This window comes from Paracoccus sp. (in: a-proteobacteria), from assembly GCF_046462195.1.
Lineage (GTDB): Bacteria > Pseudomonadota > Alphaproteobacteria > Rhodobacterales > Rhodobacteraceae > Paracoccus.
This window is the reverse complement of record NZ_JBKGUN010000204.1, coordinates 1-24545: the sequence shown is the minus strand read 5'-3', so window position 1 is coordinate 24545 and position 24545 is coordinate 1. Positions and strand designations below refer to the sequence as shown.

Annotated in this window: 23 protein-coding genes; 6 read left to right on the top strand and 17 right to left on the bottom strand. The window is 65.6% G+C overall.

Annotated elements, in window-relative coordinates:
* Positions 1-56 precede the first annotated feature (56 nt).
* From ACLHHB_RS12625 to ACLHHB_RS12590, 8 genes are all read right to left on the bottom strand, one after another.
* Complete coding sequence (locus ACLHHB_RS12625; RefSeq protein ID WP_410218633.1) at positions 57-2714, bottom strand: ATP-binding protein; 2658 nt, start codon at positions 2712-2714, stop codon at positions 57-59.
* The gene (locus tag ACLHHB_RS12620; RefSeq protein ID WP_410218632.1) at positions 2704-2994 is read right to left on the bottom strand and encodes a hypothetical protein; all 291 of its coding nucleotides are present in this window, start codon (positions 2992-2994) and stop codon (positions 2704-2706) included. Before ACLHHB_RS12620 ends, ACLHHB_RS12625 begins: the two co-directional genes overlap by 11 nt.
* Before the next feature lie 15 nt (positions 2995-3009).
* Complete coding sequence (locus ACLHHB_RS12615) at positions 3010-3369, bottom strand: response regulator (RefSeq protein ID WP_410218631.1); 360 nt, start codon at positions 3367-3369, stop codon at positions 3010-3012.
* Between the two features lie 100 nt (positions 3370-3469).
* Complete coding sequence (locus ACLHHB_RS12610; RefSeq protein ID WP_410218630.1) at positions 3470-4789, bottom strand: short-chain fatty acyl-CoA regulator family protein; 1320 nt, start codon at positions 4787-4789, stop codon at positions 3470-3472.
* A gap of 33 nt (positions 4790-4822) precedes the next feature.
* Positions 4823-5665 carry an ATP-binding protein gene (locus tag ACLHHB_RS12605; protein ID WP_410218629.1) on the bottom strand — a complete coding sequence of 281 codons (843 nt, stop codon included), beginning with the start codon at positions 5663-5665 and terminating at the stop codon, positions 4823-4825.
* Positions 5662-6540 (bottom strand): twin-arginine translocase subunit TatC, encoded by an 879-nt coding sequence (gene tatC, locus ACLHHB_RS12600; RefSeq protein WP_410218628.1) that lies wholly within the window; start codon positions 6538-6540, stop codon positions 5662-5664. The genes ACLHHB_RS12605 and tatC overlap by 4 nt, the downstream gene beginning before the upstream one ends.
* 1 nt (position 6541) lies before the next feature.
* Positions 6542-7006: a Sec-independent protein translocase protein TatB gene (gene tatB, locus ACLHHB_RS12595; RefSeq protein ID WP_410218627.1), complete on the bottom strand. Its 465-nt coding sequence runs from the start codon at positions 7004-7006 to the stop codon at positions 6542-6544.
* A 19-nt stretch (positions 7007-7025) separates the two neighbouring features.
* Complete coding sequence (locus ACLHHB_RS12590) at positions 7026-7319, bottom strand: twin-arginine translocase TatA/TatE family subunit (protein ID WP_410218626.1); 294 nt, start codon at positions 7317-7319, stop codon at positions 7026-7028.
* A 160-nt stretch (positions 7320-7479) separates the two neighbouring features.
* Between ACLHHB_RS12590 and ACLHHB_RS12585 the strand changes: the two genes are divergently transcribed.
* Together ACLHHB_RS12585 and ACLHHB_RS12580 are read left to right on the top strand one after the other, a co-directional pair.
* Complete coding sequence (locus tag ACLHHB_RS12585; RefSeq protein WP_410218641.1) at positions 7480-8100, top strand: MarC family protein; 621 nt, start codon at positions 7480-7482, stop codon at positions 8098-8100.
* On the top strand, positions 8097-8669 hold the full coding sequence (locus ACLHHB_RS12580; protein WP_410218625.1) for a TIGR02281 family clan AA aspartic protease: 573 nt from the start codon (positions 8097-8099) through the stop codon (positions 8667-8669). The genes ACLHHB_RS12585 and ACLHHB_RS12580 overlap by 4 nt, the downstream gene beginning before the upstream one ends.
* Here ACLHHB_RS12580 and ACLHHB_RS12575 read toward each other — a convergent pair.
* The 8 genes from ACLHHB_RS12575 to ggt form a co-directional block, all read right to left on the bottom strand.
* Positions 8666-9916, bottom strand: a complete 1251-nt coding sequence (locus ACLHHB_RS12575) for a Zn-dependent hydrolase (protein ID WP_410218624.1) — start codon at positions 9914-9916, stop codon at positions 8666-8668. The genes ACLHHB_RS12580 and ACLHHB_RS12575 overlap by 4 nt on opposite strands.
* Positions 9913-11100: a hypothetical protein gene (locus ACLHHB_RS12570; RefSeq protein ID WP_410218623.1), complete on the bottom strand. Its 1188-nt coding sequence runs from the start codon at positions 11098-11100 to the stop codon at positions 9913-9915. Before ACLHHB_RS12570 ends, ACLHHB_RS12575 begins: the two co-directional genes overlap by 4 nt.
* Before the next feature lie 149 nt (positions 11101-11249).
* On the bottom strand, positions 11250-13520 hold the full coding sequence (locus ACLHHB_RS12565) for an FdhF/YdeP family oxidoreductase (RefSeq protein ID WP_410218622.1): 2271 nt from the start codon (positions 13518-13520) through the stop codon (positions 11250-11252).
* Between the two features lie 963 nt (positions 13521-14483).
* A complete protein-coding gene (locus ACLHHB_RS12560) occupies positions 14484-16706 on the bottom strand; it encodes a molybdopterin cofactor-binding domain-containing protein (RefSeq protein WP_410218621.1) in 2223 nt (740 codons plus the stop codon).
* A gap of 4 nt (positions 16707-16710) precedes the next feature.
* On the bottom strand, positions 16711-17685 hold the full coding sequence (locus ACLHHB_RS12555) for an FAD binding domain-containing protein (protein ID WP_410218620.1): 975 nt from the start codon (positions 17683-17685) through the stop codon (positions 16711-16713).
* Positions 17682-18206, bottom strand: coding sequence for a 2Fe-2S iron-sulfur cluster-binding protein (locus ACLHHB_RS12550; RefSeq protein ID WP_410218619.1), 525 nt, complete (start codon positions 18204-18206; stop codon positions 17682-17684). Before ACLHHB_RS12550 ends, ACLHHB_RS12555 begins: the two co-directional genes overlap by 4 nt.
* Positions 18207-18296: 90 nt before the next feature.
* The gene (locus ACLHHB_RS12545) at positions 18297-19280 is read right to left on the bottom strand and encodes a bile acid:sodium symporter family protein (protein ID WP_410218618.1); all 984 of its coding nucleotides are present in this window, start codon (positions 19278-19280) and stop codon (positions 18297-18299) included.
* Between the two features lie 11 nt (positions 19281-19291).
* Positions 19292-20884 (bottom strand): gamma-glutamyltransferase, encoded by a 1593-nt coding sequence (ggt, locus tag ACLHHB_RS12540; RefSeq protein ID WP_410218617.1) that lies wholly within the window; start codon positions 20882-20884, stop codon positions 19292-19294.
* Positions 20885-20970: 86 nt separating this feature from the next.
* On the opposite strand from ggt, the gene ACLHHB_RS12535 reads away from it, so the two are divergent.
* The gene (locus ACLHHB_RS12535) at positions 20971-21651 is read left to right on the top strand and encodes a GntR family transcriptional regulator (RefSeq protein ID WP_410218616.1); all 681 of its coding nucleotides are present in this window, start codon (positions 20971-20973) and stop codon (positions 21649-21651) included.
* Here the strand turns inward: ACLHHB_RS12535 and ACLHHB_RS12530 are convergent.
* A complete protein-coding gene (locus ACLHHB_RS12530) occupies positions 21624-22358 on the bottom strand; it encodes an FkbM family methyltransferase (RefSeq protein WP_410218615.1) in 735 nt (244 codons plus the stop codon). The two genes, ACLHHB_RS12535 and ACLHHB_RS12530, sit on opposite strands and share 28 nt — an antisense overlap.
* Positions 22359-22687: 329 nt before the next feature.
* Here ACLHHB_RS12530 and ACLHHB_RS12525 point away from each other — a divergent pair, with 329 nt between their 5' ends.
* From ACLHHB_RS12525 to ACLHHB_RS12515, 3 genes are all read left to right on the top strand, one after another.
* The gene (locus ACLHHB_RS12525) at positions 22688-23632 is read left to right on the top strand and encodes a zinc-dependent alcohol dehydrogenase (protein ID WP_410218614.1); all 945 of its coding nucleotides are present in this window, start codon (positions 22688-22690) and stop codon (positions 23630-23632) included.
* A 15-nt stretch (positions 23633-23647) separates the two neighbouring features.
* Positions 23648-24043, top strand: a complete 396-nt coding sequence (locus tag ACLHHB_RS12520; RefSeq protein ID WP_410218613.1) for a 6-pyruvoyl trahydropterin synthase family protein — start codon at positions 23648-23650, stop codon at positions 24041-24043.
* Positions 24044-24045: 2 nt separating this feature from the next.
* A partial coding sequence (locus tag ACLHHB_RS12515) for a class I SAM-dependent methyltransferase (protein WP_410218612.1) occupies positions 24046-24545 on the top strand: 500 nt, incomplete at its 3' end.

Below are 24545 nucleotides of genomic sequence, written 5' to 3'. Positions count from 1 at the left end.
TGCCCGAATCGGTCTGTCGTTAACCGCATTCTGGCCCGATGAGCCTGAAGAAACGGTTAACCCGTCCTTGCGCCTTCGTTGATCGGGGGCCGCTGCGGCAGGATGATCTGAAAGGCCGCGCCGCCCTGCCCCGGCAGATAACTGATGTCGCCGCCCAAGGTCAGCATGATCTCTCGACAGATGGCCAAGCCCAGGCCTGCGCCTCCTGCGCGCGCCGGGTCGTTCAGGCGGGCGAATTTTTCAAAGATCAGCGACTGGCGCCCGGTGTCGATGCCGCTGCCATTGTCCACGATGTCGATGATCGTGCCCCCCGATGCAGGCTGGCGTGTGCGGATGATCAGCACCGGATGGGCGGCATCGCAATACTTGCGCGCGTTGCTGATGACGTTGATCAGCACCTGCAGCAACCGGTCGGCATCGGTGATGACCGCCAGATGTTCGGCCGGCAGGTCGCGGTCGATCAGAAAGCCCCGCTCGGGCCGGGTGGCCGAGGCGGCGGCCAGCGCGCGGCTGATCAGGTCGTGAAGGTTCACAACCGTGACAGACAACTGCGCATGCCCGCTTTCCAGAACCGACAGGTCCAGCAGGTCATCCAGCAGCCGCGTCAGCCGACCCGCCTCGTCATGGATGATTCCGGCAAATCGCGACCGTTCGTCCTCGGTCAGGGACGGATCCTTGAGAATTTCCGAGAATGCCCGAACCGAGGTCATGGGCGTCCGCAGTTCGTGGCTGATCTGTCCCAGGAACGCGTCCTTCTGGACCGACAGGGCGGTCAGCTTGTCATTGGCCTCGCGCAGTTGACGCGCGGTGCGGGTCAACTGCGCCTGCGCCGCTTCCAGCCGCTGCGTTTCCTCCTTGGCACGCTGCGCCTCGTCGGCAACCTGCAAGAGGTCGGCGACGGTCAGGGCGACGCCGCCTGCCACGCGGTCGATCATCGCATGGGCGGTGGCCGACCCGATGGACCCTGCCAGCCGACGCTCCAGCCGGGTCAGGAAACGCGGCGTCAGGTCGGGCAGGTAACCGGACTTGCCCTGCGCCCGCGCCTCGGCCTGGAAATAGCGAAGGGCAGCGTCCGCCCCCCAGACCCGGCGCGCCATCGCCAGCAACGGCTCGGCCCGGTCGCCTTCGCGCATCATCCGGCTGTGGCGGATCGGCTCGACCGCAGACACAAAGGACAGGCCCTGCAGGCGCTCGACCGGATCGGGAAAGCCGAAGATCGAAACGCCGACAAAAGCCAGCGTGTTCAGCGCCAGCGCCGTCAGAACCGCAGCGGCCCACGGATCCATGTCAGCGGGCACCGGCAGATCGCCTCCGATTCCAACCGAAGGCAGAAACAGCAGCGCCATCCACAGCACGAAACCCGTGCCGATCCCCGCATAAGCGCCCTTGCGGTTCGCGCCCCGCCACAACAGCCCCCCGAGCATCGCCGGCAGCACCTGTGCCATGCCCGTAAACGCCACCAGGCCCATCGAGGCCAGCGCCGCGGTGCCGCCCGAGGCCTCGTGATACACCCAGCCCGCAGCCACGACCGCGAGGATCGCCAGGCGACGCGCGTTCAGAACGAAACCCCGCAGGTCATCGGTCTCATCACCGGCAGGGATCTGCCGCAAGGCCAGCCAGGCCGGCACCAGCCAGTGGTTCGACACCATCGTGGCCACGGCGATCGCACAAACCACGACCATTGAGGTCGCAGCCGAGAATCCGCCCAGAAACACTAGCAGCGCCAATACGTTCTGCCCCGCCGCCGCGGGCAGCGTCAGCACGTAAAGATCGGGATTGGCAGATGGGGGCAGCAGTTCGCGCCCCATGACGGCGATGGGCAGCACGAACAGCGACATGGCCAGAAGATAGGCTGGAAAGGCCCAGCCTGCGACATGCAGACGCTCTTCGTCGGCGGCCTCGACCACCATGACCTGGAACATGCGCGGCAGTGTCAGGATGGCCGCGCCAGAAACCAGGATCAGCACCGTCCAGCGGTCGGGCTGCAGCAGCCAGCCCTGCGCGACCGGCGGATCGGCGGCCGCCCGCGCGATGCGGTCCAGCATGTCGGCGGGCCCATCGGCCAGGCCCCAGACGACGAAAAACCCAAGCGCCACAAAGGCCAGCAGCTTGACAACCGCTTCAAGCGCAATGGCCGTGACCACGCCGTGATGCCGCTCATCCGCCGCGAGGTTGCGGGTGCCGAAGAGGATGGTGAAGACCGCAAGTCCCGCAGCCACCCACAGCGCCGTGCCGCCCAGTGCGCCCTCGTCGGGCCCGTTGGGGGCATTAATGGCAAAAACCTCGAAGGAAAGGCGCACCGATTGCAATTGCAGTGCGATATAGGGCGTCGAGGCAATGACAGCGATCAGCGTCACAAGGGCCGCAAGGCGGTTCGACTTGCCGAACCGCGCCGAGATAAGGTCCGCAACCGAAGTGACGTGATGCATCCGCGCCACGCGCACCAAGCGGCGCAGGCCCCACCACGCACCGGTAAAGACGATAGTCGGCCCCAGATAGATCGTCAGAAACTCCAACCCCGATCGCGAGGCATAGCCAACCGCACCATAAAAGGTCCAGGCCGAACAATAGACCGACAACGACAGCGTATAGACAAGCGGGTGATCCAGCCAGCGGACATGTCCGCGCGCGGCTGCCCGATCCGCGGCATAGGCCACCCCGAACATCAGCGCGACATAGGCAAGACAGCTGACCAGCAGCGCCTCAAAGGGCATGGCGGTCGTTCTCGGTGGCAGGGGATGCGGCCTCGCTGGCGCGGATCGTGGCCGCCTCGGCGCGCAGGAGGGCGCGGTGCAGCGCCCAGACCGCCACGATCAGCACGGCCCACAGGCCAAAGATCCAGACCGCGCCTGCGGCAAAGCTGACGCTGCGCGGAAGCCACCAAACCGGAACCAAAATCAGCAGCGTGGCCAAGACCGGCAGCACCCGCGCCGCATCACCCAGCCTCCGGCGGTGAAAGGAGGCGCGTTCGAGGAAAAGGGGACGGTCGGGCATCGGTCCCTCGCCGGATCAGGTCAGCATCTGGCGAACGAGAAGGCGCAGCTCGCCATTGTCGAATGGCTTGGCCAGAACCGCATCGGCCTGGGCCGCGGCCTCGACGGCCTGCCCCCGCGCCGTCAGCATCAGGACAGGCGTGGCAGCCAGCGCCGCATCCGGTGCGGCGCGCAGGTCGGCCAAGATTTCAGCCCCCGAGCGGTTGGGCAGCATCAGGTCCAGAATCACCAGGCGCGGCCGCGTCCCGGCAATGGCCTCCAGCGCACCGGTGCCATCGGAATGCAGATCGACCTGCCAGCCTTCCCGCATCAGGATGAAGCGCACCGCTTCGGCGATGTTGGGTTCATCCTCGATCATCAGGATGTCCATCGTCATCCGGTTGCGCCCTCCCCGGCCAACAAGAGCGGATAATGGGACAGATCACGGGTCCGTGTCAAAGGGCTGATGCCACGAGGCGGGCGTCAGGGGGCCGCCGTCACAGGACCGGATCATCCAAGCCGAAACCTCGGGCCGGGTCAGGCATCAGGATCGACGGCTCGCGACGCGCCGGGCAATGTTGGCGCGGGCAGACGCGACAAGCGGAACCGACCGGCACGGCATCTGCCGGCACTGCGCCTTCCTGCGGCGTCAGCAGCATGAAGGCAGCGGTCAGCATCGGCCCCTCCAGACCCTGCGGCTGACTTCGCGTGGCAAAGCTGATCGCGCGAAAGGCCCGGCCCTCGGGCGTGACGATGACATGGGACAAGGCCACCTGCGGCATCGCCAGCGCCTGATAGAGCGGCCACAGCGGGCAACTGTCGCCGGGCCGCGGCAGGGTGAACCCAGCCACTGCACGCCGCAATGTCAGCGTCCCCGAAGCGTCGCAAACCAGAAGCCCCACATTTTCGAACGCCGGCGGCTGCAACTCGGCCAGCCGGCGCATCACCAGATCCAGCGGCACCGCCAGTTGCACCGCCAGCCGGGCCGGGTCCGCCGGCCGATCGGCACCGGCCAGCGCATCGGCCAGCACGCCGTCCGGCAGCGCCACACGATCCGCCAGCATCATGCGATGCAGCCGGCCGGCCATGACGCGGGCCGCGTCCGACACAAGCTGGCTGGTATCCCCATGGACAGCGGCCTCGGAGGTCAGCCAAACCTCGACCTCCTCCTGCGGCGTGACAGGACTTTCCTTTGTCTCGAAACTGTCCAGATACGCCACAAGGGCCTGAGCCGTCAGAGACAGGCGCTGACTGTCTCCATGCAGATTGGCGTGAAAACGCTGCCGCCACTCGGGCGCGATCTCGCTTTCCTCGACAAGGATCGCGGCCGTGGAGCGAACGGCCGTGACCGCCGACAGGACCTCGTGCAGCGTGGTCAGCAGGTAAGGATCATGCGTCATCCGGTCCGACAGATCGACCAGTTGCCGTTCCAGCCTGCCGGCGCGGCGCGCATGGTCGATCAGCAGGCCCGCCCAGCCCGGAAATCGTGCCAGAAGCTGGGCCGCCTGCTCAAGCTCGGGCGCCGTGGCTGCGGCCGCGGGATGGGCTGCGGCCTCGCGGAGGGCGGCGATGCGGGCCTCTTCCCTGCCCTCGGCCAGTTCAAGGGCCGGGATGTCCAGCGCTTCGGCCAATTTGGCAATTAGGGCGTCGCCCACAGGGCGACGATTATGCTCGATCAGGTTCAGATAGGCCGGGGAAATACCTGCCGCACGCGCCACATCCGCTTGCCGCAGCGACAAGGTCAGGCGCCGTTCGCGAATCCGGGTGCCGGTCAGTACAGATGGACGCTGGCGCTGGCTCATGTGCAGGCGGGGCACCGGCGGCTGCCAGCGGGCAGTCGCAAAAGGAGCCTAAACTGCCAATCCATGGCGTCCGGCGAGATCGGTGAAGAACTGCCACGCCACACGGCCGGAGCGGGCGCCCCGCGTGGCCTGCCATTCGATCGCTTCGGCGCGCAGCGCCTCCGGCGGCACATCAAGGTCATGGGCGGCGCAATAGCCTTCGATCATCTGCAGGAACTGGTCCTGATCGCAGGGATGAAAGCCGAGCCACAGCCCGAAACGGTCCGACAAGGACACCTTTTCCTCGACCGCCTCGCCAGGGTGAATCGCGGTGGCACGTTCGTTGTCGATCATGTCGCGCGGCATCAGGTGCCGCCGGTTGGATGTCGCATAAAGGATCACGTTCGAAGGCCGCCCGCTGATCCCGCCATCCAGCACCGCCTTGAGCGACTTGTACTGGGTGTCGTCATGGCTGAAGGACAGATCATCGGAAAACAGCAGAAAACGCCGGGTCGTCGCGCGTCCCAGAATGGCCAGCAGACGTGAAACACTGGCCAGTTCGTCGCGCGCGATCTCGACCAGGACCAGCGGCAGTTCGCGGGCCACGGCCTCGGCATGAACCGCCTTGACCAGGGAAGACTTGCCCATGCCCCGCGCGCCCCACAACAGCGCGTTGTTCGCCCCAAAGCCGCGGGCAAACTGAAGGGTGTTGTCCAGCAACGTCTGCTTGGCCCGGTCGATCCCGATCAGCCGGTCCAGTGACACGCCGTCAACCCGCTCGACCGGCTCCAGCCTGTCGGGATCGGGATGCCACACATAGGCGGTGGCGCGAGAAAAGTCGGGCGCGGGAACGGGCGGCGGGGCCAGGCGCTCCAGCGCATCGGCGATGCGATCAAGAGGATCGCGAGTCACCGGGCCGCTCCCTCGTCCTCATCCTCGACCCAAAGGCCCTGAGCGCGCAGATCGGCCTCCCGCTTTTTCTCGATGCGGCGGACCAGCTGGATCGAGACTTCGTAAAGGCCGTAGATGACCGTGAAAAGCACGACTTGAGAGATGACATCAGGGGGTGTCGCGATGGCCGCCAGCACAAGAATGGCCAGCACCGCATAACGCCGCACCGATCCCAGCCCCGCGGCCGAGACCAATCCCGCCCGACCCATCAGCGTCAGCAGCACCGGCAACTGGAAGCTGAGCCCGAAGGCCAGGATGAACTTGGTGGTCAGCGACAGGTACTCGTCCACCGATCCCTGGAACACGATGGCAGCCAAGGGATTCTCCGCCGCCAGCGTCCCGGTCGCGACATCATCGGGCAGCTGCAGCGGCCCCTGCTGGAACCCCAGGAAGAAGTCATAGGCCATCGGCAGGATGACGTAAAAGGCAAAGGCCGCGCCAATGAAGAACATCACCGGCGATGCGATCAGGAACGGCAGGAAGGCCGCCTTTTCGTTGCGGTAAAGACCCGGCGCCACGAAGCGCCACATCTGGTAGGCAATGACCGGAAAGGCCAGCACGAAGCCGCCCAGCAAAGAGATGCGGACCGCCACGAAGAATCCTTCCTGCAGCTTGAGCAGGATCAGGCCGCATTCCTGGCCGCGGTCTTCCAGCGCATGGCAGATCGGCTGGGTCAGGACGTTGTAGATCGGATTCCAGACCGTGTAGCTCAGGACCATCGCCCCGATGAAGGCGACCATGGACCAGATGATCCGGGTGCGCAGTTCGGTCAGGTGTTCGATCAACGGGGCCGAACTGTCGTCCAGATCCTCGTCCTTCTGGGTCTTGCTGGCCAATTCAGTCGTCTTTCATGTCAGAACGCCGCACCGCATGCAGCCGCCGACCCGAAGGGGCCGCAACCGTCGCGGTCGGCACATTGGCCGCCGCCGGCGCGACATCGGGCGCCGCCGCCACGGTTGTCGGCACGGGGGCCGCCGGGTCCGGCTTGACGACCGGAGGGCGCGGGGTCGGCAGCTTCGGGTCCCATTTCTCGAACCGTTCCGTCGCGCGGTCCAGCGCGTCCAGACCCAGCGACTTTTTCGAGGTCAGGTTCTTCATCTCGCGCAACGAACCCGCAGCCTCGTCGAGGCCCGAGCCCTTGGCCGCATCCTCCATGGCCGAGCTGAATTCCCGGGCCATGCTGCGCGCACGGGCCGTGATCCGACCCAGAGAGTGGAACAGGTGCGGCAGGTCCTTGGGACCGACCACGATCAGCGCGACGACGCCGATCAACAGCAGTTCGGTCCAGCCGATGTCCAGCATGGGACGTGCCTTTCCGGGATCAGCCGCGGTCGGTCGTGCGCGGACCGGTGGCGGTGGTGCCGGCGGGGGTGGTGTGCGGCGTCACGTCGCGGGCGCGTTCACCCGGAAGATCGCGCGTCAGGTCGCGGGGCGTGTCCTGCGGCTCGCGAGCCGCGGTGTCGATTTCGTCGGTGCCATCCTTGACGCCCCTTTTGAAGGCGGTGATGCCCTTGCCGACCTCGCCCATCAGGGACGAGACCTTGCCGCGCCCGAACATGACCAACACGACAACGGCGATCAGAAGAAGGCCCGGAAGGCCGATATTGTTCAGCATGAGAGACTCCCTTGCCAGGCGGTCCAACCGCCCGCAGGCGATATTTATGCCTTCGCGCCGCGGAATGCAAAGCCCTTTCCCGTGAGTGCCGGCACCCGGCAGGGGCTTGCCGTTTTCGCAGGCGCTTGGCACGGCGGCACGGGCGGGCAATAAGGGCCGGATGGACATGGCCACCTATATCACCGCCTTCGTGACGCTGTTCGTGGTCATCGACCCGATCGGCCTGACTCCGATCTTCATTGCGCTGACGCCGGACCAATCGGGGGCCGAGCGCCGCCAGATCGGACTGCGCGCATTGGTCATCGCCGCCATCCTGCTGACCTTGTTCGGCCTTGCCGGCGAAGCCATCCTGAGGGGAATCGGCATCTCGATCTCGGCCTTTCGGATCGCGGGCGGGCTTCTGCTGTTCCTGACCGCGCTGGATATGCTGTTCGAACGGCGGACCGAGCGCCGCGAAGGCCAGGCCGAGGGCGAGGATCCCGGCCAGGACCCATCGGTCTTTCCCCTGGCGATGCCGCTGCTGGCCGGCCCGGGGGCGTTGGCCACGATGATCCTGCTGGTCGGAGAGAATCAGGGCCCGGGCCACGTGGTGATGGTTCACTTGGTGATGCTGGCCGTGTTGGCCATTGCCATGGTGCTGTTCGTGCTGGCCACGCCGCTGGCGCGCGCGCTGGGGCGAACGGGCACGATGGTCGTCACGCGGCTTCTGGGAATGTTGCTGGCCGCGCTGTCGGTTCAGTTCGTGATCGACGGGCTGCAGGGATCGGGGCTCTTTTCATGATGGATCAGGACTGGGGCCGGCTGGCCTATTACATCCTGCTGCTGGTGGTCATCGGCGGTGCCATGTTGTTCGAGCTGTCGGGCCGCGGCGGCCGCGCGTTGCGTCAGCTGCTGTTGTGGATCGTGATCCTTGCGGGTGTGGGGCTGGCGGCGGAATGGTGGATGACGGCCACAGCCCCCCGGCAGGAGGTGACGGAAGGAGGCGACAGGATCGAGGTTCCTCTGGGGCGCGGCGGGCATTTTCACCTGACGGCCGTGCTGAATGGCACGCCGGTCGAGTTCATCATCGACACGGGCGCGACCAGCATCGCGCTCAGCCGCGATGATGCCGCGCTGATCGGCCTTGACCCGGACAACCTGCGTTATACGGGGCAGGCGGTGACGGCCAACGGCCGCGTGGGGACCGCCCCCGTCACCATTTCCGAATTCGCCATCGGCGGGGCCGTGGATCGTGATGTCCGCGCCGTGGTCATTGACAGCGAATTGCAGGATTCGCTGCTGGGCATGTCCTATCTGCGCCGCTTTGCCCGCGTCAGCTTCGAAGGCGACCTGCTGGTGCTGGAACGTTAACCCGTCGCCTGCGCCCCGGCCATCTGGCGGATCGTGGCAAAGATCACGTCGATCCCGCGCGCCAGTTGCGCATAATCCGTCCATTCCTCGGGGGCATGGGAAATCCCGCCGCGGCTTGGCACAAAGATCAGGCCGGTGGGTGCGATTCCCGCCATGATCATCGCGTCGTGCCCTGCACCGCTGACCATGACGCGATGAGACAGGCCCAAGGCGTCGGCCTGACCGGTCAGGGCCGCATGGATCTGCCCCGACAAGGGTGTCGGCGGGGCATAAAGCTGATGCTCGATGCTGGCCTCCAGGCCGTTGCCCGTGGTGCGCCGGACCACAGCCTGCGTCATGTCGATCATCTGCAGCACATCCGCCTCGTCAGGAGCCCGGAGATCGACGCTGAAGCTGACAACGTCCGGGATCACGTTGGCGCCGCCCGGCAGCACCTCCATCTTGCCCACCGTCAGCACCGCATCGCGCCCCACGGCCCGTGCCAGATCGGGCAGTTGCGACAGGATCGCCACCGCCCCCACCAGTGCGTCCCGGCGCGCGTTCATCGGCGTCGTGCCGGCGTGGCCCGCCTGCCCCCGCACGGTCACCTTCAGCTGGGCCAATCCCACGATCCGGTCCACGATCGCGATATCGCGGCCTTCGGCCTCCAGCACGGGTCCCTGCTCGATATGCAGTTCCAGAAAGGCGTGGATCGCGCCCGGCTCCAGCACGGCCTTGCCCGCCTGCGCCGGGTCCAGACCGTAACCCTTCATCGCCTGCGCGGCCGAAATGCCGTCGTCGTCGCGCAATTCGTCCAAAATGGCCGGGTCCAGCTGACCCGTCAGCAGGCGCGAGCCGAACAGCCCCCCGCCGAACCGCGCGCCCTCTTCCTCGATCAAGGCTACGACCTCGATCGGCCGCTCGGGTCGCAGGCCCAGTTCGCGGAACAGGAAGGCCGTCTCGATTCCCGCAACGACCCCCGCCGGACCGTCGAAACGTCCGCCATTCGGGACCGAATCGAGGTGCGACCCCACCAGGATGGGGGCCAGTTCCGGACGCGACCCTTCGATCCGGCCGAAAATGTTGCCGACCGCATCCTCCCGGACGGACAGGCCGGCATTGGTCATCTGCGCCGCCACGAAGTCGCGCGCCTGCTTGTACTGGAGGCTGTAGGTCAGGCGCGTCGTGCCCTGCCCCGGTGTCGCGTTGAAGCGGTCGATCCCCTCGATCAGCGTTTCGATCCGCCGAATGTCAGCATAACCCGTCATGCAATCAGTCCCACAAAGAGGCCGGCCAGAACGACCGAGACCATGGTCACGGTCACGAAACCCGCCACCAGCATCGGTGGCAGCAGATGCGCAGTCAGCACCTCGCGCTCGGCCGCATCATCGGTCAGCGTGTCGATCACGTCCTTGGTGATGATGTAATCGGCTGGAAAGCCGTAAAGCGCCGTCAGCGAACAGGCAAAGGCCATGGCAGGCGTCAGCCCAAGCAGCCGCCCCATGATGAACGAGGCCACATACATGCCGACCAGTCCGATCGCGATGATCGCCAGCAGGGGCACGGCCAGTTCGGTCAGCATCTCGGGCGTGGCGCGCTTGAGGCCGTCGAAGATGAAGACCATCAGGATCAGCACGGTAAAGCCGAAGGCGTTCGATTTGCGAAGGGGCTCGCGCTCCAGAAACCCGGCCGATGTCGCAATGACGCCGAAGATCAGGCACAGCACGAAAGGGCTGATCGTGACAAGGGGCGCGGCCAGTTGCGACACGCCCCAAGCGGCGAAGGCAACGGCGCCAAGGCGGAACAGCTTGAAATATGCCGTGTCATAGGCTGCGGGCAGAGCCGCGAACAGCCGCGGCGGCAAGGGTGCGTCGACCGTCTCGGCGGCAACGGCTGCAGCGGTCCAACGTCCTTCGCGCTGCAGGGACAGCACGCGCCGTCCTTCCCGCTTCAGCATGTTGGCTGTCAGCGGATAGCCCGCGAATCCTTGCATCACATAGATCAGGATCGCCAGCACCGACAGCGACTGCAGCCCCGCGTCCGCCGCCGCCTGCGACATGATCAGCGAGGCCACGACCCCGCCCACTAGCGGCGGCGTGCCCACGACCACGGTCTGCCAGTCGAGGATTAGCAGCCCCCCCGTGAACAGGACCGCCACGATGCCTGCAATGCCCGACAGGGCGACGACCACGGTGCGCCATTGGCGCGTCAGTTCCTCGATGGACAGCAACGTGCCCATGTTGGTGATCAGCAGATACATGGCCAGAAAGACGATCGGCGTCTCGAATCCGGCGATCTGGACGATGTCAGCGGGAAAGAAGGTCCAGTATCCGGCCAGGAACAGGATAGCGCAGACAAAGACCGAGGGCAGCCAGGAACGCGTGCGGGTCGAGACAAGGTCACCGATCCACAAGATCAGTGCCAGAAGCGAAAAGGCCAGCAATTGCGGCATGAGTCCAAGCCTTTCGGATATGTCGAAGCAGCGGAACGGCCGGCAGGATAGGTCCTGCCGGAACCGCTGCGCTGCATTTCTGATCCAAACGGCCCGCCTTCACAATGTGCAATTTCGGGTTCTGCTCCGAAACGTTGTGCCGCAGTGGGTCAGGCCAACCTGACCGGGATTGCCTTGGTCGCGGGCGTGTCCGACAACTGGTCCCGCCGGGACAAGGGCGACAGCGGGTTGAGTTCGGGAAAATAGCCTGCGATGCAGCCTCGCGGAAGATCATAGGGCAGCACCCGCAACCCGTCGACCTGACGCGAGATGCCGTCATCCAGCCCGCCGGTCAGGCTGATGCGTTGTTCGGGCCTCAACCCTTCGGCCTCCATGTCTTCGGGCGACATCATGATCAGCATCCGGTCGCCCTCGATGCCCCGCAAACGGTCGGACATGCCATAGATGGTCGTGTTGAACTGGTCGTTGGACCGCAACGTGATCAGCCGGTAAAGGCCCGCCTTGTCCTCCAGGCCGCTGGCGTCCAGATCGGCGGGCACGGTGAATTCGGCCTTGCCGCTGTCGGTCTTCCAGACCCGTTCGCGTGCGGCATTGCCGCGATAAAAGCCGCCCGGCTGGTTCATTCGTTGTTCGAAATCCTCGAACTTGTCGGGATAAACCGCTTCGATCTGCGCGCGGATCAGGCTGTAGTCGTCCATCCAGGCCGTCCAGGGCAGTCGCGGGTTCGGTGCCAGCGTCGCCTCGGCCAGGGCCGCCACGATCTCGACCTCGGATTTCAGGTGGCGTCCTGCGGGAATGCGCTTGCCGATCGAGCCATAGATGTGGCTGAAGCTGTCCTCGATCGTGACCTGCTGGTTTTCGCCCGACTTCATGTCCTCCTCGGCCCGCACAAGGCAGGGCAGGATCCACGAGGACTTCCCCGGCAGCAGATGCGTGTGGTTCAGACGCGTCGCGACGTGAACCGTCAGTTCCAGCCGGGGCCAGGCCTCGGCCACGCGAACCTGGTCGGGCACGGCGCGGGCCAGGTTGCCGCCCAATCCCACATAGGCCTTGGCACTGCCATCCAGCAGCGCCTCCAAGAAGGCATGGGTGTTCCAGCCCTCCTCCATCGGCGGCTCGATCCCGTAAAGGGTACGCAGTGTATCGTTGGGTACAAGTTCGGGCTTTTCGGTGATTCCCACGGTGCGCTGCCCCTGCACGTTCGAATGACCGCGCACGGGCGAACAGCCGGCCCCTTCGCGTCCGATATTGCCGCGCAACAGCAGCAGGTTGACCAGCGCGCCGATGGCGCCCGAGCCGTGGACATGCTGCGTCACGCCCATGCCATAGATGCCCATGACCGCCTTGGCCTTGGCATACATCGAGCCGATGGCCTGCATCTCGGACCGGCGCAGGCCGCTGACCTGCTCCAGCCTGTCCCAAGGGGTCGCCTCGACCCAATCCATCCATTCCTGCAGGCCGGCGCAATGTTCGCGCAGGAAGTCGTGGTCCAGGATCCCGCCTTCGGTCTTTTCCAGCGCCAGCACATGCTTGGCGATGCCGGTCAGCGCAGCAATGTCGCCCCCTGCCCGGACCTGCAGATAACAGTCCGAGATTTCGGTCGGCGCGCCCACTGTCATCTCCCACGGGCTTTGCGGATTCGTGAACTCCAGCAGGCCCTTTTCCCGCAACGGGTTGATGGCCACGATGCAGCAACCCCGCTTTGCGGCCTTTTGCAGCGGATGCAGGATGCGCGGGCTGTTGGTTCCCGGATTCTGGCCGACATGCAGGATCATGTCGCAATGTTCGAAATCATCCAGAACACAGGTGCCGACCGAGCTGCCGATCACCTTCTTCAGCCCGACCGAGGTCGTTTCGTGGCACATGTTCGAACTGTCCGGCAGGTTCGTGTGCCCATAGGCCCGGGCGAAAAGCCCGTAAAGGAAGGATGCTTCCAGCGCTGCCTTGCCGGATGCGTAAAAGCAGGTCGACTTCGGGTCCAAGGCCTTCAGCTTGGCCCCGATGGCGACGAAAGCCTCGTCCCAATCCGTCTCGACATAACAGTCGCTGGCGGCATCATAGCGCAACGGGCGGGTCAGGCGCCCCTGTACCTCCAGTTCGTGATCCGACCAGTTCCGCAACTCGGAGACGGTATGCGCCTGGAAGAAGTCGGGACCGCAGCGGGCCGTTGTGAGGTCCCAAATCGTCGCCTTGGCACCGTTCTCGCAGAACTCGGCGGTGTGCGGGCTGGGCGGTTTGGCCCAAGCACATGAGGAACACATCAGTCCGCCGGGCTTGTTCTGGCGGGCCAGCGTTTCCATCACCCCTGGTGTGGGGCGCGCGGTCCGCGCCACCGCGGCGATGCCACGCGCCGATCCCCACCCCCCTACCGGACCGTCATAGCCCATTTCGGTCATTTCATTCGACAGGTCATCGGCCATGGCAGATCTCCTTAAAGTTCGTGGTTGGGGCAACAGCCGAGGGCTGAGCCAGAAGATTGGGGCCGCGCTGACTGACAGGGTGGCCGGCACGATTCACGTTGCCAAGGGGACGATGTGCCGCGCCGCTCCGAGGGCTGCAGCGCATGGTCCGGCAGATCCTGTTGGGACAAAGGGGGCTTCTTGGGTCCAGCCCCTTGGGAGGGCCGACTAGGATCGTATCGCTGCGTGGTGGAATGACGGGACTTTTGTCGGGTTGAGAGGTCCGCGCCTTTCGGCTGTCGAACGCCCGGTACCCCTGTTGCGTTAGGGTCTTGCAGATGATGCGCTTGGACGCGTCGGGATACATGGTGAAAAACGGCTGCACCGTCTCATGGCGGGACGCAGCAGATTGACGGAACGGCGCTGCATGGCTGCCAGGAGTGGCAGAGGGAGCGCCATATCCAGCAGGAAAGGCCTCGGCACCGCCCCGCGGCAGGCTCGCGGTGCTGCTCGGTGCGGGTACGGCAAGAGCCACTGCTTGTGGCAGACCACCCTTTTCTTGCACTGGTGTGCGAGCCGAAAGCGAGGGGGGCACGAAAACTTCAGAAAGGTACGTGCGAGGAGGCACTCGTCTGGTGATTGTCACAGAACGGATGACATATACTGCGGCCGCAACTCGCCTTTCGCACACGCAATTATCGGCTGCCATGCCCCTTGGGAAAGACACCGCAGCGAACGTGGAGTACGCGAGCCAGAGGTGTCTCCCTCGATAGGCAAAGCTTTTGCCCCAATCCGGTGACCGATCCGACCATACCGTTGGTTGCTCTTCCGCATGAACAAGTTTGACCACGTGATGATGATCTCTGCTGGTCGTGACCAGAACCGGATTTTGGCCCCCTTCCAGCCGCTGCCGTGCCTTGGCCTCGTCTGCCTTGACAGTGCCGAGGTTGCCGCAAGACAGCGCCAGTGGAGGCAGCCCCAGCATTAGGTTCCCCGGGGTGGAACGGGTCCGAACGGATCGGGCAGATGTGGCAGCAACTGGTCAGGCGTCATTGGGAAATGGCGCAGGCGGACGCCGCAGGCATTATAGATGGCGTTCGCGATTGCCCCTGCTGCACCACAGATCCCCAACTCGCCCACACCCTTGGCCTGAAGGGGCGATGCGGCGGCGTCCCGTTCTTCCAGAAGGATCACCTCCATCTCGGGGATGTCGCGATGCACCGGCACATGATATTCGGCCAGATCATGGTTCACGACATGGCCGTCGCGGCTGTCAAAGGACAGATCCTCGGTCAGGGCACTGCCGATGCCCCAGACCATGCCGCCCAGGCACTGGGATCGCGCCGTCTTGGCATTCAGCACGCGGCCAAAGCCAAAGGCACCCGTCATGCGGCGCAGGCGCGTTTCGCCCGTAAAGGCATTCACCGCCACCTCGCAGAAAAAGGCGCCATAGGTGGCCTGGTTGAACTGCTTGGCCGTTTCACCGGGCTCGATGCGCCCGGTCCGGACCAGATCGCCGGTCAACAGCGCCGCGACCGGCTGCGGCTCCTGCCCTTCGACCCAGATGAGGCCGTCCTTCATCAGCAGATCGTCGGCCTCGACCCCCAGCCTGTCGGCCAGAACGGCGCGGATCGCCTCGCAAGCGCGGAAGACGGCCGAACCGGTCGAGCTTGCGCCCCAGCTGCCGCCCGATCCGGCACCCGCGGGCAGGATGCTGTCGCCCAGGCGCACTTCGGTCCGTTCGATCGTTTGTCCCAGCATCTCGGCCGCGATCTGGCCCAGGATGGCATAGCTTCCGGTGCCGATGTCGGTTTGATCGCTTTCCACCAGAAGGGATCCGTCCGCGCGCAAGGTGACCCGCGCCTCGGCCTTTGACAGGATGTTCACGCGTGCGGCCGAGGCCATGCCCATGCCGATCCACCATTCGCCTTCACGGCGCTGGCAGGGCAAGGGAAGACGCTTGTCCCAGCCAAAGGCCTGCGCGCCGGCATCCAGCGCCTCCACCAGGCGGCGGGTGGAATAGGGCGTCCCCTGCCCCGGCACTTCGGCGGGCAGGTTGCGCTTGCGCAAGGTCACGGGGTCGATGTGCAGCTTGACGGCCAGTTCGTCCATCGCGCCTTCCAGGACCTGCATGCCCACCGCTTCGCCCGGCGCACGGACCGAACCGGCAGTCAGTCGGCAGATGCGCGACATCTTGATGGCCAGCCGGCGGTTTTCACCGGCATAAAGAAACTCGCTGGCCTGGGTCACCGGTTCGGAAAACGACTCCTCGGGCAGGTTCGACACCAGCGCCTCGTGGGCAAAGGCCGACAGACGCCCCTGGGCATCGCAGCCAAGCCGCACGCGCTGCGTCGTCTCGCTGCGACGCATGATGGCCTGGAACACCTGCTGGCGGCTCATCACGACGCGGACCGGGCGTCCCAGTTCGCGCGATGCCACCGCCGCCGCCACCGCCTCGTGAGAAATGCCCAGCTTGGAGCCAAACCCCCCGCCGACATAGGGCGAGATGATGCGCACGTTCTCGGGGTCCGTGCCGATGCTGTCGGCCAGTTCCTTCACGTTGAAGGCGACCAGTTGCAGGCTGCCGTGCAGCGTGACCTTGCCGCCGTCCCATTGCGCAACCGCCGCATGCGGTTCCATGGCGGCGCTGGCATGACAGGGGGTCGTGTAGGTGACATCAAGGACATGGGCCGCGTCGCGCAGTGCGCCTTCCAGATCGCCCGCCTCCACAGGGTCCTTGGCGTCCTCGGCATCGACGGCCGAGGGCATGAAGCGCGCCGTGTCGGACTGGTCGTCATAATCGATGCGCAGGGCCTTGGCGGCCGTCGTGGCCTGTTCGAAGGTTTCTGCAACAACCAGTGCAACCGGCTGATAGAAAAAGTCGATCTTGCCGACGTCCTGCATCGGGGCTTCGCCCGCGCCGCCCTGTGCCGCACGGCGCAACATCTCGTCCGTGGCGATCACGGCCAGCACGCCCGGCATGGCCAGAACCGCGTCGCGGTGGATGGCGGTCACACGGCCCTTGCTGATCGTGGCGCCGACCAGCACGCCTTCGGCGCAATCGGGGCGATTGTATTCGGCGGCATAAGGGGCGCGCCCGGTGACCTTCAGCGGTCCTTCGGGGCGGTCCAGTGGCTGGCCGATCACGCCTTGGCGCATCTTGTCCAGCATGTTGCGCTGGTCGGGGCGGTCATAGGTCACGGTCATCGGCTCATTCTCCCGTGGCTTCGGCCAGGACGGCGGCCAGGGTGCGGCGCGCCAAGGGTATCTTGAAATCGTTGCCGCCATAGCCCTGCGCCGTTTCCAGCAGCAGGTCCGCAGCCTCGTCGAACAATCGGGGCGAAGGTGCGGCGCCGATCAGCAGCGCCTCGATCCGCGGATCGGTCCAAGGCTTGTGGGCGACGCTGCCAAAGGCCAGTTGCGCATGGGCGATGCGGCCTTCTTCCATCCGGATGACGGCGGCCACGGACACCAGCGCGAAGGCATAGGACGCACGATCCCGCACCTTGCGGTACAGGTGCCGTCCTTTCACCGGGGCAGGCAGGATGACGGCCGTGATGACTTCGCCCGGTTCCAGCACATTGTCCTGGGACGGATCGTCCCCGGGAAGGCGATGAAAATCGCGCACGGGAACGGCACGGGTGCCTGCAGGACCCTTGATCTCGACCGTTGCGTCCAATGCGGCCATGGCCACCGCCATGTCGCCCGGATAGGTCGCGATGCAGGCCTCGGATGTGCCAAGAATGGCGTGATTTCGGTTCACACCGCTCAGTGCGCCGCAGCCGGAGCCCGGCTCGCGCTTGTTGCAGGGCGAATGATTGTCCATGAAATAACCGCAGCGCGTGCGCTGGCACAGGTTGCCGCCCGTGGTCGCCTTGTTGCGCAGTTGCGGGCTGGCCCCCGACAGGATCGCACGGGACAGCACGGGCCAGTGTTGCCGCACGCGGTCGTCGGCGGCGCAGTCGGAATTCGACACCAGTGCCCCGATGCGCAGGCCGTTTTCCGGATTGCCGTCCTGCTCCTCGATCCGGTTCATCTCGGTTCGCGTCACGTCCAGCAATGCCGAAGGCGTCTCGACCTCCAGTTTCATCAGGTCCAGCAGGTTGGTACCGCCGGCGATCAGCCGCGCGGCACTGCCCACCGCATCCTCGACCGAACCGGCGCGGGAGTAGTCGAAGCTTTTCACGACGTCACCTCGGCTTCCATGGCTGAGCGGATGGCCGCGATGATGTTGGCGTAAGCGCCGCAGCGGCACAGGTTGCCGCTCATCCGTTCGCGCAGTTCATCCTCGTCGATCCGGGGATGACCCGCCATTTCGGTTGTCATCACGCTGGGCCAACCTGCACGCAGTTCCTCGATCATCGCCGTCGCGGAACAGATTTGCCCCGGCGTGCAATAGCCGCACTGATAGCCGTCATGGGACACGAAGGCCTGCTGCAGCGCCGACAGATTGTCAGGTGTGCCGAGGCCTTCGATGGTCTGCACCTCGTCACCATCATGCATGACGGCCAAGGTCAGGCAGGCATTGATGCGGTGTCCATTGACAATCACCGTGCAGGCGCCGCACTGGCCGTGGTCGCATCCTTTCTTGGTGCCGGTCAGCCCAAGGTCCATGCGGAGAAAGTCCAGCAGACTGCGCCGTGGATCGCCGGTAAATTCGTGGGATTGACCATTGACGGACAACCTGGCTGCGGGGGTTTGCGCCATCGGGGGCTCCTTGAACCGCTTGTGCTGGGTGCCCTGTTAACGTGACCCGCAGCCAAGGGTTCCTTGTTCCCCTCCAGACCGTGGTGGTGATCAGGACACCAGAGCCTCCGATGCATGGCGCCGTGCGCTGTGCTGGGCGATCATCGCGCAGACCAGCAGTTGCGCCATGTGATAAACCAGGATGGGCAGGACCGTCGCCCCCACGGTTTCAGGGGGAAACAGTGCGGCGGCGATCGGCAGTCCCGATGCCAGGCTTTTCGTCGAACCGCAGAAGAACAGCACCGCCCGGTCGGGCATCGGCAGGCGGAACAGCCGGCCCGCCCCGGCGATGGCTCCCAGAACAATCGCCAGCATCACCAGGACCACGGCGATCAGTGCGATCAGACTGGCCGGGGGGATGGCCGCCCACAGGCCCGAAACGGTGCCTGCGCTGAAGGCGGAATAGACGATCAGCAGGATCGCGCCCCGGTCCACCACCAGCGTCAGCATGCGGCGACGCTTGACGAAGTCGCCGATCCAGGGACGCAGTATATGGCCCAGAACAAAGGGCAGCAGGATCTGCGTCCCGATGCGGATGATCGCATCGATGCTGACGCCGCCGTCGCCCGCGTGCATCAGCGCCGCGACCAGCATCGGGGTCAGCGCCACGCCGATCATGTTCGACAAGGACGCAGCGCAGATCGCGGCAGGCACATTGCCGCCCGCCATGGACACGAAGGCGATCGAGCTTTGCACCGTTGAAGGCAGAACGGCCAGAAAGATCAGTCCGAGCGTGACCTCCGGACCCAGAAGATTTCCGAAAACGGCGGCAAAGCCGAGTCCCAAGGCCGGAAAGAACATATAGGTGGCGGCGAATGTCAGGCCCTGCAGACGCCAGTTCAGCAGACCCGCCTTCAGCGCGGCGGGGTCCAGCTTGGCACCGTAAAGAAAGAACAAAAGGGCCACTGCGCCGAAGGTGATGCTGCCCAGCGCCTCGGCCGCGATGCCGCGTGCCGGCAGCACGAGGCCGAGGACCACCGTCCCGAGCAGCATCAGCATATAGCTGTCGATCCCGATCCTTTTGAGGAATTTCATCATGCTTTCCTTCAGAAACCGATGGCCATGCCATCCTTGCGGCTGTCCGAGCCGCCTTCCAGCAGTCCCGTGTCGGGATGAATGCGGATGGCCTGCCCACCGCCCATGGGACCCGTCAGTCGTGTCACGCGATGGCCCCGGACCTTCAGTTCGGCGCAAAGGTCTTCGGGCAGCGTGGCCTCGACATCCAGCCGGCCCTCCGTGGCGAAGCTGCGCGGCTCGTCCATCGCAGCCTGCAGGTCCAGACCGCGGTCGATGACGGCCGACAGAAAGGCGGCATGGCCGGTGGCCTGGTATTGCCCGCCCATGACCCCGAAAGGCATGACGACCCGCCCGCCCTGCGTCACCAAGCCCGGAATGATGGTATGCATCGGGCGCTTGCGGGGGCCGATGGCGTTCGGATGTCCCGGGATCATCCGGAACGAGGCGCCCCGGCTTTGGAACAGCACGCCCGTTGCCGGGTCCAGCCGGCCCGAACCGAAGCCGTGGAAGATCGAGTTGATGAAGGAAACGGCATTGCCCTCCTGGTCCACCACGCACAGATAGATCGTGTCCTTGTGCGGCGGTTCGTCCCAAAGGGCGGGCGGCAACGCGCGGGTCATGTCGATACGGGCCCGCAAGGCCGCGCTGGCCGCGTCCGAAAGCAACTGTTCCGCAAGTCCCGCGCAATGGTCCGGATCGCCCAACAGCGCGTCGCGATGGTGATAGGCCAGCTTGGTCGCCTCGGCCTGGATATGGATGCGGTCGGCGGGCGACAGGGCCGCCATGTCGAAGCCTTCCATGATCTTCAGGATCAGCAGGGCCGCAAGGCCTTGCCCGTTGGGCGGGCACTCGTGCACCTCATAGCCGCGATAGGTGGCGCTGATCGGTGTGACCCATTCCGCGCCATCCGTGGCCTCGGCGAAATCCTGTTCCGTGTGCAGGCCGCCCAGGCGACGCAGATGGGCCACCATTCGTGCAGCCGTCTGGCCCTGGTAAAAGGCCTGTGGGCCATGGGCCGCAATCTCGGTCAGGCGGTCGGCCAGCAACGGCTGGACATGACGCGCCCCGGCACGGGGTGGCCGACCGTCCGGAAGAAAGACCGCCGCCGCGTGGGGGTCCTGACCGATCAGCGCCTGTGCCTCGGCCCAATCGCGGGCCACGCGCGGCGTGACGGGATACCCCTCGCGGGCATAGGCAATGGCGTCGCGGAACAACCGCTGCAGCGGCAGCCGGCCTGCATCCGCGTGCAGCCGGCACCAGGCCGCGATCGCCCCGGGTATCGTTATGGCATGCGGGCTGGTCTGGGGAATGACATCGCCAAGGCCGCTGGCCTGCAGGGCCTCGATCGTGGCGGCGGCGGGCGCCCGGCCCGAACCGTTCAACGCGCGCACCGGCCCTGCAGCGGGGGCATAAAGGGCAAAGCAGTCACCGCCGATCCCGGTCATCAGGGGGTCCACGACCGCCTGCACCGCACTGGCGGCAATGGCCGCATCCACGGCATTCCCGCCATCGTGAAGAACCGCCAGTCCCGCCGCGCTTGCCAAAGGGTGCGAGGTCGCGATCATCGCCCGCGCCGACAGGGTCGGGGGGCGGCGCCCAGAGAGGAAATCGAAATCGGTCATCATCAGTCCCTTGCGGAATCACGTGGCGCCAGCATTCCGACTTGTATACATATTAAGCTCACAGGAATACAATCACGGGAACCATCATGACACCTGCCCCGCGATCCGCCGATCATGTTCATGCCGCACTTTCGCGCCAAATCGTGAGTGGCACCCTGCCGCCGGGGACGCCCTTGGCTGAAGCCGCCTTGGCGTCGGAATTCGGTGTGTCGCGCACCCCGGTCCGCGAGGCGTTGCACCGGCTGGCCAGCGAAGGACTGATCGAGCGCGGCCCTCGGCGTGCCTTTGTCATCCGCCGGATGAGCCGCGAAGCCTTGGGCGACCTGTTCGAGGCCATGGGAGAACTGGAGGCGCTGTGCGCCGATCTGGCCGCACGCCGCATGACCGCCGTCGAACGCGCAGCGCTGAGGGCCATCCTGGACGAGGCCGATCTGTCCGACATATCCTATGCCCGGATCAACGCGCGGTTCCATGACGCCTTGCGGCTGGGTTGCCAGAACGAGGTTCTGGCCGCGTTGCTGGAGGATCTGAACCGCCGGTCGATGCCGTGGCGCAGCGCGCAGTTCGATATCCGCCGCAGCCGGATCGACAGTTCGCGCGCCGAACACCGTGCGATCCTGGCGGCGGTGGAGGCGCAGGATGGCCCTCGGGCCGCCGAATTGATGCGCGGGCATGTTGCCGGTTCGCTGGCCATCATCCTGGACCTGATCGAGGCTCCGGCCCCACTGCCCCCGGAGGCTCAGAGCGTCGACGAAAGGCGCGTGTAAAGATCACCCGAGGGCGCATCACCGGGGAGGCTGGCCAGCCAGTCGCGCGTTTCTGCCGCCGTTCGCCATGCCGGCCATAGGAACCCACCCGCTTCGCCCGCCACCGGATTGAAGCGATAGCGTCCCAGCCGTTCCAACATGTCGATCACCCGGACCGTGCGATCCCGGAAGGCTGGCAGATACTCGACCGACAGCATCGGCACCGACTGGCCAAGACCCTTCAGAACCTCTTCCTCGAAACCCTCGACATCGATCTTGATGTAACGCGGCAGCCCATGGGACGCGATCAGCCTGTCCAGCGTGGTCACGCGTACCTGCTGCCGCCGGTCCCAGCGGACATGGGCGAAACCCGGCGCGGCGGCGGTTGCAAAGCTGGTGCTGAGGGAGGAGACGGTGGGATGAAGCGACGAGACCGCCATCTCGGCCATGCTTTCATGCGGACCGACGGCCATCCGAACCAGGATGATGTCGCGCGGCAGGCTGCGCTGCAGGAAGGCGGCAAAAGGCTCTTGCGGTTCGCAGGCAACGACTCGCGCACCGGCGGCCCGCATGGCCCGCGCCCGGTTGCCAACATGCGCGCCGATGTCGAAGGCAAGGTCACCCGGACGCAAAAGTTGCCGATAGAACTGGCGCAGCTGCCAGGTTCGGACGGGATTGTAATAGATCGCCAGCGACCGCATCAGTCCCAGAATGGCGTCTGGCCGCATGTTCCCTCCCGCCAGTCTGCGTGAGCAACCTTAGGACACCCTGCCTGACGGGTCCAGAAAACCCGTGTCCTGTGGAACGTGACGGGTCACGACAGTGCGTCGCATATCCGGGGCTATTCAGACAGCTCAATCCGTTACATGCTGGTGTCGATTTCGTTGCAGCCGAATCCGGGGAGGGAGAGGATGCGCAATATCCTTCCAGCCGTGTCCGGTTCTGATCGGACCGCCCGTCGCGGGTTCATGGCTCCGCGCTGCCTTGCCAATGGCCTTGCCTTGCAGGATGGGCCCGTCGTCCGGAGCATGGGATGTCCTGCCAGGCACCGTCCGGCATGACCGCAGACGCCCTGTGGTGCATCGGGTCGAACGAGGCCCGGATACGACCCGGCGCGATGGGCGAAGGCATCCTGATCCGGACCGTTTTCAGCGGCATCAGCCGCGGAACCGAACGGCTGGTCCTGTCCGGCCGCGTTCCCGCCAGCGAGCATGACCGCATGCGCGCACCGCACCAGCAGGGCGATTTTCCCTTTCCGGTCAAGTACGGCTATGCCGCTGTGGGCATGGTGGACGAGGGTACTATGAAAGGCAGCCTCGTTTTCGCTCTTTATCCTCACCAGACGGTCTTCCGCCTGCCGGAAGACGGGCTGATACCCCTGCCTGCGGGCCTGCCGGCCGAACGCGCCGTTCTGGCCGCCAACATGGAAACCGCGCTGAACATCCTGTGGGACAGCGGCGCAGGGGCGGGTGACAGTGTGGCGATCATCGGCGGCGGCCTGGTCGGGTTGCTTGTGGCCTCGCTGGCGGCACGGCTGCCGGGGTCGTGGGTAACAGTGATAGACCCCCTGCCCCAGCGGGAAGAACCGGCCCGGTCCCTTGGCTGCAACTTTGCCACGCCGCCCGACGCGCCCATGGATCAGGATGTGGTCATCCATGCCAGTGCAACCGAAGCCGGATTGAATCTGGCCATCAGGATTGCCGGCCTGCAATCCACCATCACCGAAGCCAGCTGGCACGGCGAGGGCGATATCAGCCTGTCCCTAGGAGGTGCCTTCCACAGCCGCCGCTTGCGGATCGTCAGTTCGCAGGTCGGCGCCATTCCGCCCGACCGCGCCCCTCGCTGGACCTATCGACGCCGCATGAACATGGCGCTGGAACTGTTGCTGGACAACCGGCTGGAAATCCTGATCTCGGGCGAGACCCGCTTTGCCGATCTGGCGGACGCTTACCCTGCCATTCTGGCAGATCCCGACACGCTCTGCCACCGCATCCGTTTTTGACCCCAAGGAGAGTTCATGTTCGCCGTCGAAGTCCGTGACCACATCATGATCGCCCATTCGCTGCCCTCGCCCACCTTCGGACCGGCGCAGGGGATGCATGGGGCAACCTTCACCGTCGACGCGGCCTTTTTCACGGAAGCATTGGACCACGAGGGGCTGGTTATGGACATGGGCCTTGCAACGCAGGCCTTGTCCGCGGCCCTTGCGCCCCTGCGCTACAAGAACCTGGACGAAGTGCCCGAATTCGCTGGCGCCTTCACCACGACCGAATTCCTGTGCCACCACATCTTCGGCCAACTGGCAGCCGCGGCGCGGTCCGGTGGCCTGGGTGATCCTGGGCGGTTGAAAAAGCTGCGCATCACGCTGCACGAAAGCCATATGGCACGCGCCTGGTTCGAAGGCGATCTGTAGGAATGGGGTTCACGGCTGCCTGGCTGTCGCTGCGCGAACCGGCCGACCGGGCGGCCAGGGACCAAGGGCTGATGATGCGGGCGGCAGGGGCGGCGGGGCCTGATCCGGTCATCCTGGATCTGGGCTGCGGGACCGGTTCGACCCTGCGGGCGCTGGCGCCGCACCTGCCCCCGCACGCGCAGTGGCGATTGGTGGACAACGACCCCGTCCTGCTTGACGCTGCAGGGGCCGAGGCGCCGGGCCGTACCTGTCGGCATCTGATGGACCTGCGCGATCTCGATGCCCTGCCCTTGCAGGAGGTGACGCTGGTCACGGCCTCAGCCTTGCTGGACCTGATGCCCGCATGCTGGGTCGAGGCCCTGGCCCTGCGGCTGGCCCAGGCGGGGCTGCCCTTCCACGCCACCCTGTCCTATGACGGGATCATGAAGTGGGACCCGCCGCTGCCGGGGGATCCCGACATCACGAGGGCCTTCAACCGGCATCAGCGCGGGGACAAGGGTCT